Source organism: Aeromonas sp. R7-1 (assembly GCF_040908115.1).
In the GTDB taxonomy this organism is placed as follows: domain Bacteria; phylum Pseudomonadota; class Gammaproteobacteria; order Enterobacterales; family Aeromonadaceae; genus Aeromonas; species Aeromonas caviae.
On the sequence record NZ_JBFODD010000039.1, the window covers coordinates 24,105 to 40,190 of the forward strand.

The window sequence follows — 16,086 nt, forward strand, 5'->3', positions numbered from 1 at the left end:
CGAGTTAATGTCGCGGTGATGTCACGGGTAGGGAGTGCGGTGGTGTCGGGGCGAGAAAAAGCCCCGGCGATGCGGGGCTTGTAGGGGCATTAGGGGGCGAACCTCAGTGGAGGATATCCCCCATGAAATAGGCCAGCATGGTCAGGATGACGGTGAACACCAGGTTCAGTACCAGGCCGGCCCGCATCATCTCCCGCTGCTGGATATGGCCGCTGGCGAAGACGATGGCGTTGGGGGGCGTGGCCACCGGCAGCATGAAGGCACAGGAGGCGCCGACGGCGATCAGCACGGAGACCACGATGGGGGAGACTCCCAGAGCCTCGGCCACCCCGGCGAACAGCGGCACCAGCAGCGCGGCGGTGGCGGTGTTGGAGACCAGCTCGGTCAGGAACACAACGAAGGCGGCCAGGCAGAGCAGGATCACGAAGATGGGCATGGAGGAGAGGCCGCTGGAGAGGTGCTCCGCCAGGAAGGCGTTGGCCCCGGTCTGCTTGAGGATGGCGCTCAAGGTGAGACCACCCCCGAACAGCAGCAGCACGCCCCAGTCGGTGTTCTGGTTGATGTCATCCCAGCTGGCGACCCGGCTGACGGCGATGGCCAGGATGGCGCCCATGGCGATCAGGGTATCGAACTGGGGAATGCCGCCCAGTGCCTTGGCAAGAGGCTGGGATCCAATCCACAGCAGCACCGTGGTCAGGAAGATGGCCAGGGTCACTTTGCGCTGACCTGTCCACTCGATGGTGACCTGCTCGGTGCTGACCTGGTGGGAGAGATTGGGACGGGTCACCCAGTAGAGCAGGCCGATGCCTACCGGCATGAAGATGATCACCACGGGGATGCCGAACTCCAGCCAGTCGGTGAAGCCCAAGCCCATCTGGGCGGCGGCGATGGCATTGGGGGGGCTGCCCACCAGTGTGCCGATGCCACCGATGCTGGCGCTATAGGCGACGCCAAGCAGCACGAAGACCAGGGTGCGGCGCTCCTTGTGAACGTCCAGCCCCTTCAGCATGCCGAGGGCCAGCGGCATCATCATGGCCGCGGTGGCGGTGTTGCTGATCCACATGGAGAGGGCGGCCGTGATGGTGAAGAGCACGATGGAAGCCCAGCCCAGGTGTCCCTTGGCGAGCTGCATCACCTTGCCGGCGATCTGGGTGTCGAGTCCCTGCTTGGAGAGGGCTGCCGCGAGGGCAAAGCCGCCAAAGAAGAGGAACAGGACGGGGTTGGCAAAGTCGGTCAGCGACTTGCTCATGTCGAACACCCCGAGCAGGGTGGCGAGCACCGGGATGGAGATGGCGGTGATGGTGATGTTCACCGCCTCGGTCAGCCAGAGGATGGCGATGAAGATCAGGATGGCCAGCCCCTTGTTGACCATGGGGTCAAACGGGAGCCATGCCAGCATGGCGCAGAGCAGGAGCAGATCCAGGATGACGATCCCGGACTTGATGTCCAGCCAGCGTGAGGGGGGAGTCGTAGGTACAGCCGATGTGTGCATAACGTTCTCTCGGTTAATTTATGGTTGTTGTTGTGATGCCGAGGTTACATTTATCCCCCTGTTTGAAACAGGGGGATATGGTCAAATCATGTGGCGACTCACAGAGTCAAGTGAAAATGGATCTTCAATCAAACAGAAATGAAACATTTTATTTTCATTTGACGGGGGAGGTGAAGGAGAGCAGCCACTCCTTGAACAGGCTCTTGGGCAGGGCGCCGCTGCGCTGTGCCAGGATCTCCCCCCGCTGGAAGACCATCAGGGTAGGAATGCTGCGGATGCCATAGCGACCTGCGATGGCGGCCTCCTGCTCGGTATCGAGTTTCACGAAGCGAAGGCGGGGCTCAAGCTCCCGGGCGACCTCCTGAAAGACGGGGGCAAACTGCAGGCAGGGGCCACACCAGCTTGCCCAAAAGTCCACCACCACCGGGATGTCGGACTGGATCAGGGCATCGAAGCTGGCCTGACGCCCCGCCACCGGGGTTTGTTCGAAGAGGGCGTGACGGCAGCGGCCGCACTTCGCGTTTGAGTCTGCTTTTTCGACAGGCAGGCGGTTGCGGGTAAAGCATTGGCTACAATAGGTGGTGACAAGTGACATAATTGCTTCCTTATTTCATGGCCCGGCAACATCTTTATTGCAATCAGAGCGCCGACTAACGGTAACATAGCACTCAGTGGTTTTTCACAGTTGGCCTCCGGCCGTGACCTGGTGTCACCGGATGGCCGACCATGACATGAGAATCGAGACGGGATGAAGAGTGTTGCACGGGCCAATCGTGTTGTCTTTGGCCTTATCATCGTATCGCTGGTGGGCTTTTCTGCCTATTGCTGGCAGTTGCTCAGCCAGCAGCAGCGTGCCTTCGATTTGAGCGTGGCGGCTGAGATGGTGCTCAATCGGGTCAATACCGATACCGTCTATCTGCTGGGGCGCGAGAAGGCCAGCGATGGCAGCGTACAGCAACGCCTGAGCCTGCTTTCCAGTCACCTGGACAGGTTCGTCAGGCTGGTGCACGAGGATCCGGAGTCGGTGGACGACCCCGGCTCCCAGGCGTTGCAGCGGGACATCGACGGTTATCTGCTGGATCTCGCCAGGCTCTACACCATGGAGATGACCATCGAGTATCTGGCTCCCCGCTTCCAGGGCCAGCTCAAGGCGTTGCAAGGCACCCTGCCGGTCGGTGAGGCGCAGTACCGCGACCTGACCGAACTCATGCGCCTGCACCACTACCTCAGACGCAGCTGGGATCAGAACGAGCAGCGGCAACTGCTGCAACTCCAGCAGCACCTGCTCGACCGCTATGGGGAGCAGCCGAGGGTTGCGGCCCTCGTTCGGCTGGGCCAGGAGTTCAATCAGCAGGTGATGGAGTACCATCGCCTGCGCAATCAGGTGGTGGAGATGAAGGGGCTGAGCTCGCTGCCCGCCTGGAAGCAGAGCAAGCTGGAGCGGGCCTCCTCCCTCAAGAGCCGCTTCTACCTGATGGTGCTGGGGGGGGCGCTGCTCTGCTTCTCGCTGGTGGCCGCGACCCTGTGGCGCCGCAACCAGAAGCTGAGCGAGCTCTCTCGCCATGCCGCGCTGCTGGCCCAGGCCAAGAGCGACTTCCTGGCCAACATGAGCCACGAGATCCGCACTCCCATGAATGCCATCATCGGCTTCAGCGCCCTGGCACTGCAAACCAGCCTGGATCCCCAGCAGCGGGACTATCTCAACAAGATCAAATCCTCGTCGGACACCTTGCTGCTGCTCATCAACGACATCCTGGATCTCACCAAGGTGGAGTCCGGCAAACTGACCCTGGAGGAGATCGACTTCGATCTCAGCGAGCAGCTCGACTCCCTCGCCGCCATGTTCGCGGATCTGGCGGAGCGCAAGCACATCGAGGTCATCATCAACAAGTCCCCCGCCGTGCCCGACTTCCTGCGCGGGGATCCGCTGCGCCTCGGTCAGGTACTGGTCAATCTGGTGAACAATGCCATCAAGTTCACCGAGCGGGGCGAGGTGGAGGTGGCCATTACGCTCACCAGCCAGCATCCCATGCGGGTCTGTTTCAGCGTGCGGGATACCGGCATCGGCATCGCCCCGGAGAAACAGGCCCAGCTGTTCCAGCCCTTTACCCAGCTGGAGGCGGGCAATACCCGCAAATATGGCGGCTCCGGGCTTGGCCTCAACATCTCCCAGCGCCTGGTGGGGCTGATGGGCGGGGAGATCACCGTGCAGAGCAAGCCCGGGGTGGGCTCCACCTTCCTGTTCGAGATCCCCATCTCCCAGGCGGTGTACGGGGTCTCGGGGCGCAGGGTCTTCTTCGATCACCAGCCCCTGATCCTGATGATGGATGACAACGAGCTGGTGCTGGAACTGGCCAAGGACATCCTGGGGCGGGCGGGGGCGTCCGTCATCACGGTCAACAGCCTCTCCCGCGCCCGTCAGGTGCTGCGGGAAGAGGGGCATCACATCCGCCTCGCCATCCTCGACTGGCGCATGGGTCAGGAGGATGGCCTGGACTTGGCCCTCGAGATGTACCAGCACAGCCAGTGGCGGCGCCTGCCTGTCCTGATGACCAGCGCCTGGTCCAGGGAGGGGCTGCACGGGCGGATGGAGAGCATGGGGCTGACCCATTTCCTGGCCAAACCCATGACCGAAAACGCCTTGCTGGCCAAGGTGGACGAACTGCTCAACGGCAGCTCCCATGACAGCAAGGTCCGCCAGGCGGAGGCCCAGGGGGATCAGCAGCAGTTCCGGGAGCTGCTGCGCGGTACCCGGGTGCTGCTGGCCGAGGACAACCGGGTCAACCAGCAGCTCATTCTGGAGTACCTGCGTCGGGTGGAGGCCAAGGTCACCGTGGTGGACAACGGCCGCGAGGCGGTGGAGCAGGTGGCGGAGCAGCCGTTCGACGTCATCCTGATGGATCTGCAGATGCCGGTGCTGGACGGGCTGGATGCCACCCGCCAGATCCGCAAGATGGTGGACAAGCACGATGTGCCCATCATCGCCCTCACCGCCAGCGCCATGCCGGGGGACAGGGAGCGCTGCCTTGGCGTCGGCATGAACGGCTATGTCACCAAGCCGGTGAGCAAGCTCGATCTCTACAACAACCTGCTGCAATGGGTGAAGAGCAGCGGCGGGGAGCCCAAGGTGCCCATCGAGGTCAAGCCGCCGGCCCTCATGGGCGTGCTGGATCTGGAGGATGCCCTGCGCCGGCTGGAGCATGACAGGGAGGCGCTGCAGATCCTCTTCAAGCTGTTCCTCTCCGAGCACAAGGACGATCTGTGGGACATCCGCACCGCCCTGCGTCGCCAGCAGCCCGAAGTGGCGTGCCGCTTGCTGCATACCCTGAAGGGGGTGTCGGCCAACATCTCCGCTTCCCGCCTGCAACTGCTGGCCGGGGAGCTGGAGTGGCGGCTGCGGCTGCAGGAGGAGCTGAGCGAGGGGGAGCTCAACCAGTTGCAGCAGGTCTTTACCCAGACCCGGGAGGAGGTCTCCCACTTCCTGCTCACCGGGGAGCAGCAGGAGTCGGTCGCCTTCCCGTTTTCGCCCCCCGACAAGCGGCTCTGAGGGAGGGCAAGATAGCAATCGTTCTCAAGTCACCCGCTTCAGGCTATGATGACCTACTCGTTCGCCCCCGCCAGGGGGCGATTGTATTGAGCTTCTCTTCACGATCACGCGGCAGCGCGCCGCGACCAAGGACTTCTCTGTGAGCGTATTTTTGCGGCTTGGCTGGTTTTTCAAGGATCAGTGGCGGCGTTATCTGGTGGCCATCTCCCTGCTGATGCTGGTGGCCCTGTTGACCGTGATCCCTCCCAAGGTGGTGGGCTGGGTGGTGGATGGCATCGCCAAGGGTGACTTGGACAGCGGCACCCTGACCGGCTATCTGGCGGGGCTTTTTGGCCTGGGACTGCTTATCTACCTACTGCGCTACGTGTGGCGGGTCATGCTGTTCGGTGCCTCCTACCGGCTCGCCTACGTGCTGCGCAACCGGCTGTTCAGCCACTTCACCCGCATGAGCCCGGATTTCTACCAGCGCCACCGCACCGGTGATCTGATGGCCCACGCCACCAACGACATCCAGGCGGTGGAGATGACCGCAGGGGAAGGGGTGCTGACTCTGGTGGACTCCTTCATCGTCGGCATCCTGGTGCTCTCCATCATGTGCAGCCAGTACTCCTGGCAGCTGACCCTGCTCTCCCTGCTGCCCCTGCCGGTGATGGCCTTCTTCATGAACCGCTTCGGGACCCAGATCTACAAGGAGTTCAAGGCGGCGCAGGGGGCCTTCTCCCGCCTCAACAACAAGACCCAGGAGGCCCTCTCCGGGGTGCGGGTGCTCAAATCCTACGCGGTCGAATCCCTGGAGGACGAGGGCTTTGCCGAGCTGACCCGTCAGGCGGGGGAGCGCAACATGGCGGTGGCCCGCATCGACGCCAAGTTCGACCCCGTGATTTACCTGTGCATCGGCTGCTCCTATTTTCTGGCGGTCGCAGGGGGCAGCGCCCTGGTGCTGCAAGACAAACTGACTCTGGGGGAGCTCACCAGCTTCACCATGTACCTCGGCCAGCTCATCTGGCCCATGTTCGCCATCGCCTGGCTGTTCAACATCATCGAGCGGGGCAGCGCCGCCTACTCGCGCATCGAAAGCCTGCTGGGGGAGCGCAGCGACATCGAGGAGCCGGCCCATCCCGTGGCGCTGGCCTCGGCCTTTCCCCTGCGGGTGCAGGGGCTGGGCTACCGGCTGGAGCAGCGCACCCTGTTGCAGGGGGTGGATGTCACCCTGCAGGCTGGCGCCATGCTGGGGATAGTGGGACGCACCGGGGCAGGCAAGAGCTCCCTGCTCAAGCTGCTGATGCGCCTGGCCAACCCCACGGCCGGGGAGATCCGCATGGGGGAGGTGCCCATCTCGCAACTGTCGCTGGGTGAGCTGCGCAGCCAGTTTGCCTATGTGCCCCAGGAGCCGTTTCTGTTCTCCACCACCATCGCGGCCAACATCGCCCTGGGCCGCCCCGAGGCGAGCCGGGAGGAGATTGAGCGGGTGGCGCGCATCGCCTGCGTTCACGACGACATCAGTCGCTTCCCCAAAGGGTATGAAACCGAGGTGGGGGAGAAGGGGGTGACCCTCTCCGGCGGTCAGAAGCAGCGTCTGGCCATCGCCCGCGCCCTGCTGCTGGATGCCCCCATCCTGGTGCTGGATGACGCCCTCTCGGCAGTGGATGCCCACACCGAGCAGCAGATCCTGCTGGCCCTCAAGGCCCACAAGCGCACCCTGGTGCTGGTGAGCCACCGCATGACGGCGGTGGAGCAGGCGGACGAGATCCTGGTGCTGGAGCAGGGAGCGATCAGCGAGCGGGGCCGTCACGAGGCCCTGATGGCCAGGAACGGCTGGTACGCGGACATGGTCCGCTACCAGCGCCTGGAGCAGGACGTGGAGGAGAGCCTGTGAACAGGATGACAAGACCCCTGGTTTCCTTCACCCCCCGCCCGGCTCCCGCGAGCGGAGAGGGGAGCAAAGAGAGTCAATTCCCGTGGAACGTTGCGCTGGAGGCCAGTCTGTGAATCCAACCATCAAACGGCTGCTCGCCTACTGCGCCAGCTACCCCCGCTGGCTGGTGCAGGCGGGCATCTGCCTGCTGCTCGCCACCGGCGCCGAGGTGGCGGGCCCCTTGCTCATCAAGCTCTTCATCGATGACTACCTGGCGCCGCGCCGGCTGGAGTGGGGCATCATCGCCGCCCTTGCCGCCGGTTATCTGGGGTTGCAGGTGTTGTCGGCGGCCGGCTTCTACCTGCAATCCCTGCGCTTCAACCGCATCGCCCAGGCGGTGGTGCAGCGTCTGCGCGAGCAGGTGTTCGCCACCGCCATCCGCCTGCCTGCCCGCTATTTCGACAAGCACCGCTCGGGCTCCCTCATCTCCCGCATCACCAACGACACCGAGGCGATCATGAACCTCTATGTCCAGGTGATAGGGCTCCTGGTGCAAAAAGTGGTGCTCCTGTGCGGCATCCTGCTCTCCATGGCGCTGCTGGACTTGCGCCTGATGCTGGTATGCGCCACCCTGCTGCCGGCGGTGGGGGCCGTGATGTGGCTCTACCAGAAACTGAGCGTGCCCGTGGTGCGGGCGACCCGATCCTTGCTCTCCGACATCAACAGCCGTCTCAACGAGTCGTTGCAGGGGATGCCGGTGATCCAGGCCATGGTGCAGGAGCGCCACTTCGCCAATGCCTTTGCCGGGGTGAACCAGCAGCACTGGCAGGCGCGGATCAAGAGCCTCAAGATCAACGGCATCCTGCTGCGCCCCCTCATCGATCTCTTCTACATGATGGTGCTCATCGGTCTGCTGGCCCTGTTTGCCCACGAGGGGCTGAGCACGGCGGGGGCCATCCAGGTGGGGGTGCTTTACGCCTTCATCAGCTATCTGGGGCGGATGATCGAGCCCCTCATCGAGATGACCAACCAGCTCAACCAGTTGCAGCAGGCCATGGTGGCGGGGGAGCGGGTGTTCGCCCTGCTCGATGAAACCCGCGAGAGCACCGACGGGGAGGTGCGCCCCCTGGAGGGACGGGTACGCTTCGACGGGGTGGGCTTCTCCTACGACGGGGAGCAGCAGGTACTGCAAGATGTGAGCTTTGCCACCCGGCCGGGCCAGATGCTGGCGCTGGTGGGCCACACCGGCAGCGGCAAGTCCACCATCATCAGCCTGCTGATGGGCTTCTACCCCCTGGATCGGGGGAGCATCCACTTCGATGATCACCCCATGAACGGCCTGGCCCTCTCGGCGGTGCGCCGCAGCATCGGCCTGGTGCAGCAGGATCCTTTCATCTTCGTCGGCACCCTGGCCGAGAACCTGCGCCTTGGGCGTGACGGCATCGAGGATGGCCGGCTCTGGCAGGCCCTGGAGGAGGTGCAGCTGGCCGATTTCGTGCGCCGCCTGCCCGATGGCCTGGCCACCCTGATGGAGGAGGGGGGCAAGAACCTCTCCGCCGGCCAGCGCCAGCTGCTCTCCTTTGCCCGCGCCCTGGTGGGGGATCCGCGCATCCTCATCCTGGACGAGGCGACCGCGAGCGTGGACTCCCAGACCGAGCTCGCCCTCTCCCAAGCGCTCTCGGCGGCGCGCCGTGGCCGCACCACCATCGCCATCGCTCACCGCCTCTCCACCATTGTGGATGCCGATGAAATCCTGCTGCTCTCCCGCGGGTGGGTGAGCGAGCGCGGCACCCACGGTGAGCTGATGGCGCTGGGGGGGCATTATGCCCAGCTGTTCGAGATGCAGAGCCAGGGGGCCTGGCTTGAAGAGAAACGGGCCTGAGGCCCACCTAAAAAAACAGCCGGCATCTGCCGGCTGTTTTTTTGACTGGCGGGTTACACCGTGGCCTTGCTGCGGCTGACCTGCTTGGGCTCCAGGGGCGGGAAGTCATCGTTGAAGAAGGTGTCCGCTTCTTCAATTTGTGCCTTGCGCTGCTTCTGGATGAAGTTGTCGAAGTCGCGCTTGATCTCGGGGTCCTTGAGGGCCTCGTAGTCGAACACGTTGGCGGCATAGAGGTAGTTGAAGTAGATGTCGACGAACTCGGCGCTGGCACAGGCGGAGGTGAACTTGCTGTTCTGGCGGTCGAAGTTGACGCGGTACTGTTTGATCTTCGGCACATAGACCAGCTCGTTGCCCACCTTGAACACTTCCACCGTGACCCCCACCGTGATGGTCTTGTAGAAGTCCTTGTTGTTCTCCACCCCGAAGCGGATGGCATCCCCCTGCTTTTGCAGGAACTTGTTGAAGCTGGCCAGCGCCGTGGTGCCCTGGCTCACCACCACGTCCATGATGAAGTTGATGAAGTCGGTGGCGATGCTGAGCCCCTTGATGTGGCGGCTGTAGCTCTGCTGATCGATCTTGCTCGGCCCCATCAGAGGGATCTTGGAGAGGGCCCTGGCCCAGAGATCCGCGTCCGTCTTGTACTGCTCGCCATAGGCTTCGGCGTAACGGTTGATGTAGGCGGTGACCACGGAGGTGATGGCGATGAGGTAGGCCTTCTGTTCCGCCAGCTTGGCCATGACGGCGGGATCGTCCAGCAGCTCGTTGGCCACGATGAACTCCACCAGGCCGTCCTTGTCGGCATAGGGATCATTGCCCACCGCCCGGACGGTATCGGGCAGGTTGACGTCGTTGAAGAAGGCCTCGGCCTCGGCGAACTGATCATGGTTGCTCAGGCGGTTGGCCGGTGCCTCGCGCACCAGCTGGCAGAGCACCAGCTCGGCCTCGTAGTCGGACTCGCGCCACAGGGGGGCCTGCAACTGGTTGCCGAAGGTCTTCTTGTAGGCGAGGTTGAAGTCAAACAGCACCGAACTGCAGCCGCAATCCATGGCGAAGTCGACGGTGTAGCTCAGCGGCCCGGTGGGCAGGGGCTTGCTCATCTTCCCCTTGGCGCTGAGGTTGGCATAGCACTTGAGGTACTCCCGGCCAAACAGCTCGTAGGCACGGTTGTTGTTGAAGTTGAGCTGGAAAGTACCGGCGCTCTCGCCCCCGTTGAACAACTGTTGCACGTGACTCATCTCTCTATCCTTATGGTGAGATTGGTAGACGGGTTGACCCGGTGCCGAGTGGCTACTTCCGGGCCAGCAACAGCCTAGCGAGGGAGTGGGGGTTTGGTTACTGCAAATAATCCCAGTGGCGGGGGCGGGATCCTGGGCTAGCCCCCTGACGGGGAGTATTTCTTGTTGTGTTTCATTCGGATATGGCTGTCATGGTCCCGTCATCCGGGGCGGGACCTTGAAAAAAATCGGAAAAAGGGAAAGAGAGGGGCAACCCGGGGTCAGGAAAGGCCGGTTTTATCATTTGCCAGGCAAATAGAACCTGCCATTGCATGAATTTTGCAAATACCCTTTGGGGGCCCGCTCACAGGGATGGCACGGGAGGCTTGTCTATCGGGAAGCAGGCTGGCAACATTTGCGTCACATTCACTCATCGGATCAGTTTGCAATGGACCTGCAACGCCTCAAAGCCAACCTCGCCCTGCGTCTGTTCGCCTGGCGCTACATTCCCGTCATTGGTTTTTGTGCCCCCGTCATCGAGCAGATGGACGCCAGGGCGCTGCGCATCCGCATTCCGCTGGGCTGGCGCACCCGCAACCATCTGGGCAGCATGTATTTCGGGGCGCTCGCCACCGGCGCCGACCTGGTGGGAGGGCTCCTGGTCATGGAGAAGGGGCGGGCGCGGCGCAAGAAGGTGCATTTTGCCTTCAAGGATGTGCAGGGGGAGTTTTTGAAGCGCCCGGAGGGGGACGTGCAGTTTGATTGCGCGGCGGGGGAGCTTATCGACGCCATGATCGACGAGTCCCTGGCGAGCGGCCAGCGCATCAACCGCCCCATCCAGGTGGTGGCCACCTGCCCGTCGCGCAACGGCGACGAGGCCATGGCCCGCTTCGTGCTGACCCTCTCCATCAAGGCCAGCTGAAGGCCAGAGGGCGCTTGGCGCCCTTGTTCAAGCCGGGATCAGAGGATCTCGGGGCTGCTCCCTTCCTTCACCACGGCCTTCATGCTTCATGCCGTTGAAGTTGACCATCCGCTCGGCCACTGTGCTGGGTAGCGCTTGCGTGGCAGGGCGTCAGGATCAGAGGATCTCGGGGCTGACGCCTTCCTTCACGACTACCTTCATGCCGTTGAAGTTGACCACCTGCTCGGCGACTATCTTGCAGCGTTTGCGGGTCTCGACCTGACCGTCCACTTCCACCAGGCCCTCGGCGACCAGCGCCTTGGCGGCACCGCCACAATCGGCCCAACCCTGATGCTTGATCAGGTCACACAAGGCAACGAAGGGGTGACCTTCGAGCAGAAACGTCTCCATGGGAAATCCTCTAGCTGGATGAATGGCTGAAACAGCGGGGGCTCATTCTAGGCAGTTAGGCGGGGCAGGGAAAGGGCCCGGGCCGAATTGCCCCGAAAAAGGGGCGAGCACAGGCAAAAAAACCAGCCCGACCGGGCTGGTTGTGTCTCTGGGTGCCACTGGCGCTCAAGGGAGTTTCACCACCGCTTCCCCCGTCACGGCGAGGGCGCCGCCCTGGGTGAAGATGCGGGTGGCCAGGGTGGCGATGGGCTTGTCGCTTCGAAGGGCAATCACCTCCACCTCCGCCGTCACCACGTCCCCCACGAACACCGGGAGCGTGAAGGAGAGGCTCTGGCCCAGATAGATGCTCCCTTTCCCGGGCAGTTGCTGCCCGAGCAGCCCGGAGAAGAGGCTCGCCAGCAGCATGCCGTGGACGATTGGGCGCTCGAACACCGTCGTGGCGGCGAAGTCCGGGTCCAGGTGCAGGGGATTGAAATCCTCCGAGAGACCGGCGAAGGCCGCCACCTCGGCCGGGCCGAAGCGCTTGGTCAGGCTGGCTTTCATGCCCACGGCAAGGGGTTGTGTACTCATGCGGGTTCCTCTTCTTGCTTCCTGACGCCGGCAAACACCGGATTGAGCCGTACCTTGACGTAGCTGCCGGGGGCCGCCTCCAGCCCCTCGGCAGGCTGCCGTGCAGGGACGGGCTCTGCCTCGTCACGGTCTTTGATAAAGCGCATCATCTCGGGCCACCAGGAGCCGCTCTGGTGGGTCGCCCCCGCCAGCCACTGCGCCGGGCTGTCCGCCTCGGCCCCGTTTTGCCAGAAGCCGTATTTGTTGGCATCCGGCGGATTGATGATGCCGGCGATGTGCCCGGATTCGGCCAGAATGAAGCGCCGCTCGCCCCCGAACAGCGCCATGCCCTGCCAGGTCCCCTGCCAGAGGGCGATGTGATCGTCCGCGGCGGACACCAGCAGCACCGGGGTCTTCACCTTGGCGAGATCGATGCGGGTGTGGCGGATCTTGAGCTCCCCCTTCACCAGCTGGTTTTCCAGGTAGAGTCGGCGCAGCAGGCTGTTGTGGGTCTTGCCCGCCACGTTGGTGCTGTCGCTGTTCCAGTGCAGCAGATCGAACGCCACCGGGCTCTGGCCCTTGAGGTAGCTGTCGATGTAGTAGTTCCAGTAGAGGCTGTTCTCCCGCAGCAGACTGAAGGAGACCGCCAGCTGGCGCCCGTCCATGATGCCCCTGGCCTCGTTCTGGGCCTCCAGCGCCGCGATGATGGGCTCGTGGATGAAGATGCCAAGCTCCCCGGGCTGGGAGAAGTCCAGCAGGGTGGTGAACAGGGTGGCGCTGCGTACCCGCTGTTTCTGGCGCCGCGCCGCCAGCCAGCCCATGGCGAGTGACAATGCAGTGCCACCGATGCAGTAGCCGATGCCGTGCACCTCCCGCTCGCCGGTGGCCGCCTCCACGGCGTCCAGGGCGGCGATGACCCCGTCCACCACGTAGTCGTCGAGATCGACCTGCCCCTGTGCCACCCCCGGGTTGCGCCAGGAGATCATGAAGACCGTCTGCCCCTGGGCGACCAGCCAGGCCACCAGGGAGTTCTGGGGGCGCATGTCCATGATGTAGTACTTGTTGATGAAGGGGGGCACGACCAGCACCGGGGTCTTGCCCACCGTCGCCGTGGTCGGGCTGTACTGGATGAGCTCAAAGAGCTCGGTGCGCAGCACTACCCGGCCCGGGGTGGTCGCCAGATCCCGGCCGAGCTCGAAGGCGGACTCGTCGGTCAGGCGGATGTTGAGGTGATCGGCGCTGCGCTCCAGATCTTCGGCCAGGAGCGCAATGCCGCGCACCAGATTCTGGCCGTCGGACTCTAGGGTGAGCTTGAGCAGCTCCGGGTTGGTGGCCAGGAAGTTGCTGGGAGCCATGGCGTTGACGTACTGGCGGGTGAAAAAGCGCAGTCGCTCCCGGCTCTTCTCGGGCACGCCCTCCAGGGCATCCACCGCCGCCAGCAGGTGTCTTGCGGTCAGCAGATAGGATTGCTTGAGGTAGTCATAGAGGGGTTGCTCGCTCCAGGCCTCGGCCTTGAAGCGGCGATCGCTGCGATCCGGGGTGATCACCGGCTCGCTCGGCTGACCTGCACTCTTGAGCAGGGTGTGCTGCATCAGCTTGAGCTGATCCTGCCACCAGTTCATCTGGGACTGGATCAGCTGCCAGGGCTGTTGGCTACCCTGCTCCAGCACCTTGCCCAGATCGTCCAGACTGGTCTGCAGCAGGGCCTGGGCCGTGCGCTCTGTCTGGGCTCTGGCCATGGCCAGCAGCTTGTCGTTGTAGTGGGCCAGGGCCTCGAACAGCGGGCCGTAAGATGATTGGCTCATGTGTTCTCCTTCACCCACGCCCGGGGCGGGCACTTGCCCGTTCTGTCGAGTCGTGGGGAGATGTGGCTGCCCGCAAGACGGGCAGCCAGGGGCTATCAGGCCTTGCCCGTGCTCTTCTTGATGCCATCTGCGGTCAGGGCATCCAGCTCTTCCTTGAACTGCTGGCCGAGGGCGCTGAGCTTCTGGATGTCATCCAGCATCTGGCGGGAGAGCTGGCTGGCGCTCTCCAGCTGCACGGTGCCGAGGGCCGCCAGGCTCTGGGCATCCTGCACCTTGCCGACGGCCTGCAACTGGTTGAGCCCCAGTTCGGCGTAGGCATTGGCGGACGCCAGTTGCAACCGGGTCAGCTGTTCGATGTTGCTGGCCAGCAGCTGGTTGTAGCGGGTGAGGGGGGCGGCAAAGCCTTGCATCTGCTCGGTAAAGCTCTTGATCACGTCCATATTCATCATGGGTCTCCGGTTCGGCAGAACACTGTTTTTGCGGGTCAATCGACCCTTCTTGCGGGTACAGCACGTCATCCCTGTGTTACGTGTTGTTTGCTCTGTTCAAACACACGTTTGAGCATTCTGCAACCAATCCACCTTTGGTGTAAATGACATAAATGTTAGTTTCTGTTTGAATTTTCCAATCCGCCGAGAGAGCCATCCCCGGATTCAGACGAGAGGTGACGCAGGGAAAGGGTCGGGGTCTCGTCCCTCGGGGCCTGCGCTGGTACCCTTGAGCCACACCCTCTTCACAAGGAATCCCCGATGAAACCGTTCGCCCTGCTGCTCGGCTGTGGTGCCCTGACCCTCGCCGGTGTCGCCCAGGCCAGCACGCCGGTCCAGATCTCCCTGCCCGGTATCAACCTGCCCTCGTCCAATCAGGTGGAAGGGGCACGGGCTTCCTTCCTTTACGGCCGCACCGGCCAGGTGAAGGGGATCGATCTGCCGGTGTTCGCCCTCTCCGATGTGGATCAGTTCACCGGCCTGCAGCTTGGTGTGTTCTTTGGCGCGAGCCGGGTGCGCCACCAGTTTGGCGGGGTCGCCATCAACGCCGTCAACTGGCACGAAGGGCAGGATACCGGCCTCAATCTGGGCTTCGTCAACCTGACCAACAATGTGAAGGGGCTCAACTGGGGGGCGGTCAACATCGCCCAGGGCAATGCCCTGGCCAACGTCGGCTTCGTCAACTATGCCGAACGCACCACCTTCCAGCTGGGATTCGTCAATGCCACCAAGCACCTGGACGGCTTGCAGATTGGCCTGGCCAACTACGCCGAGAACGGCATCTTCCCCATTCTGCCCCTGATCAACTTCAAGAAATCCTTCTAGGGGCCAACTTGCCCTTGCTTTAGGAGGGGCAGCCATTACCCTGTGCTCCATCAAGGCTGCACAGAGGTAACAGGGGCATGACAACGGAACACATGGACGCCATCGGCATCGGTTGGGACGTGAGGGGCTGGCAGGGTAATGCCCAGGCGGTGGCGGTGGTGGGTTGGCAGGCCCGGGAGTCCCGTCTGCACTGGCTCGGGATCTCCCCCTTGTTTCGGCTGAGCTCCCGGGTCGCGCCGGATCTGGATGCCCTGCTGCGCCCGGCCCTGCAAGACGAGGTGGCGCTGATGCAGGTGCTGGCCTGCCCGCGCCTTGCTCTCGGCATCGATGCGCCCCTGGCCTTTCCCCGCGCCCTCGCCGATCTGCTGGCGGGGCGGGGGAGCGGCTCTCCCGTGCCTCAGCGGGAGATTGACAACCCTTACGCCTACCGGGATTGCGAGCGCTGGCTCCATCAGCATTATGGCAAGAAGCCCCTCTCCGCCACCTTCGACAGGCTCGGCAACAACGCCACCCTGGCCCTCTCCATGCTGCCGCGTCTCGGGGATCTGCAACTGGTGCCAAAACAGGCGAGGGCTGCCGGGCGCGCGGTGCTGGAGGTCTATCCCGCCCTGGCCAAAATCGGGGGCAAAGCCTCTGCGGTGCGGCCCGAGCTGCAACCCCACCTGCCAGCAATCCTCATCCCTGGAACGGATCCCTATGATGCCGCGCTCTGCGCTCTGATGGCCCTGCAATTTGCGGCCGAAGGGGCCGTCACCTCGCTGCCTGCCCTGGTGGACCTGCCGGAGGAGATGGCACCGGACGAAGGCTGGGTCTACCACTTCGCCCGGGATTGAGACGCCCAAGTGCACCGCGCTCCCCCTGATGACTGCTGGCGACTCGCTGCAGCCACGGCACTGGTGACGTGACTTGCTGTCGCCACAGCGTATGGCTTGCCGTTGCCACGGTGTCAGGCAAGGGGAGGCCGCCTTTGTCCTGTGATCTTCCGACGTCCCCTTGACTCTTGCCATTGTTGCCTTATTTTGCGACTGCCGACTGCCGACTGCCGACTGCCGACTGCCGACTGCCGACTGCCGACTGCCGACTGCCGACTGCCGACTGCCGACTGCCGACTGCCGAC

At 63.5% G+C, this 16,086-nt stretch carries 13 protein-coding genes; 6 read left to right on the plus strand and 7 right to left on the minus strand.

Annotated features, from left to right (window positions below; translation table 11 throughout):
- Positions 1–103: 103 nt before the first annotated feature.
- Both AB5Y51_RS10205 and trxC read right to left on the minus strand, forming a co-directional pair.
- Positions 104–1,492, minus strand: a complete 1,389-nt coding sequence (locus tag AB5Y51_RS10205; RefSeq protein WP_041215077.1) for a DASS family sodium-coupled anion symporter — start codon at positions 1,490–1,492, stop codon at positions 104–106.
- 154 nt (positions 1,493–1,646) lie between these two features.
- Positions 1,647–2,087 (minus strand): thioredoxin TrxC, encoded by a 441-nt coding sequence (trxC, locus tag AB5Y51_RS10210; RefSeq protein ID WP_042879777.1) that lies wholly within the window; start codon positions 2,085–2,087, stop codon positions 1,647–1,649.
- A 153-nt stretch (positions 2,088–2,240) separates the two neighbouring features.
- Here trxC and AB5Y51_RS10215 point away from each other — a divergent pair, with 153 nt between their 5' ends.
- The 3 genes from AB5Y51_RS10215 (at position 2,241) to AB5Y51_RS10225 (ending at position 8,776) form a co-directional block, all read left to right on the plus strand.
- Positions 2,241–5,039: a response regulator gene (locus AB5Y51_RS10215; protein WP_041211503.1), complete on the plus strand. Its 2,799-nt coding sequence runs from the start codon at positions 2,241–2,243 to the stop codon at positions 5,037–5,039.
- 139 nt (positions 5,040–5,178) lie between these two features.
- On the plus strand, positions 5,179–6,915 hold the full coding sequence (locus tag AB5Y51_RS10220) for an ABC transporter transmembrane domain-containing protein (protein WP_219595791.1): 1,737 nt from the start codon (positions 5,179–5,181) through the stop codon (positions 6,913–6,915).
- A 109-nt stretch (positions 6,916–7,024) separates the two neighbouring features.
- Complete coding sequence (locus AB5Y51_RS10225) at positions 7,025–8,776, plus strand: ABC transporter transmembrane domain-containing protein (protein ID WP_043155177.1); 1,752 nt, start codon at positions 7,025–7,027, stop codon at positions 8,774–8,776.
- Between the two features lie 53 nt (positions 8,777–8,829).
- Here AB5Y51_RS10225 and AB5Y51_RS10230 read toward each other — a convergent pair whose 3' ends face one another.
- Positions 8,830–10,011, minus strand: coding sequence for a hypothetical protein (locus AB5Y51_RS10230; RefSeq protein WP_043155175.1), 1,182 nt, complete (start codon positions 10,009–10,011; stop codon positions 8,830–8,832).
- Positions 10,012–10,438: 427 nt separating this feature from the next.
- Between AB5Y51_RS10230 and AB5Y51_RS10235 the strand changes: the two genes are divergently transcribed.
- A complete protein-coding gene (locus AB5Y51_RS10235; RefSeq protein ID WP_010674883.1) occupies positions 10,439–10,912 on the plus strand; it encodes a DUF4442 domain-containing protein in 474 nt (157 codons plus the stop codon).
- A gap of 156 nt (positions 10,913–11,068) precedes the next feature.
- Here the strand turns inward: AB5Y51_RS10235 and ybcJ are convergent, their stop codons facing one another.
- The 4 genes from ybcJ to AB5Y51_RS10255 all read right to left on the minus strand — a co-directional run bounded on the left by ybcJ (position 11,069) and on the right by AB5Y51_RS10255 (position 14,102).
- Positions 11,069–11,302 carry a ribosome-associated protein YbcJ gene (ybcJ, locus tag AB5Y51_RS10240; RefSeq protein WP_010674882.1) on the minus strand — a complete coding sequence of 78 codons (234 nt, stop codon included), beginning with the start codon at positions 11,300–11,302 and terminating at the stop codon, positions 11,069–11,071.
- Positions 11,303–11,467: 165 nt separating this feature from the next.
- Positions 11,468–11,872 carry a MaoC family dehydratase gene (locus AB5Y51_RS10245; RefSeq protein WP_041215083.1) on the minus strand — a complete coding sequence of 135 codons (405 nt, stop codon included), beginning with the start codon at positions 11,870–11,872 and terminating at the stop codon, positions 11,468–11,470.
- Positions 11,869–13,656 (minus strand): class I poly(R)-hydroxyalkanoic acid synthase, encoded by a 1,788-nt coding sequence (locus tag AB5Y51_RS10250; protein ID WP_368178393.1) that lies wholly within the window; start codon positions 13,654–13,656, stop codon positions 11,869–11,871. The genes AB5Y51_RS10245 and AB5Y51_RS10250 overlap by 4 nt, the downstream gene beginning before the upstream one ends.
- Before the next feature lie 95 nt (positions 13,657–13,751).
- Complete coding sequence (locus AB5Y51_RS10255; protein ID WP_039040883.1) at positions 13,752–14,102, minus strand: phasin family protein; 351 nt, start codon at positions 14,100–14,102, stop codon at positions 13,752–13,754.
- 303 nt (positions 14,103–14,405) lie between these two features.
- On the opposite strand from AB5Y51_RS10255, the gene AB5Y51_RS10260 reads away from it, so the two are divergent.
- A complete protein-coding gene (locus tag AB5Y51_RS10260) occupies positions 14,406–14,969 on the plus strand; it encodes a hypothetical protein (RefSeq protein ID WP_039040884.1) in 564 nt (187 codons plus the stop codon).
- Positions 14,970–15,046: 77 nt separating this feature from the next.
- Positions 15,047–15,802 (plus strand): DUF429 domain-containing protein, encoded by a 756-nt coding sequence (locus AB5Y51_RS10265; protein WP_368178394.1) that lies wholly within the window; start codon positions 15,047–15,049, stop codon positions 15,800–15,802.
- The last annotated feature ends 284 nt before the right edge of the window (positions 15,803–16,086 follow it).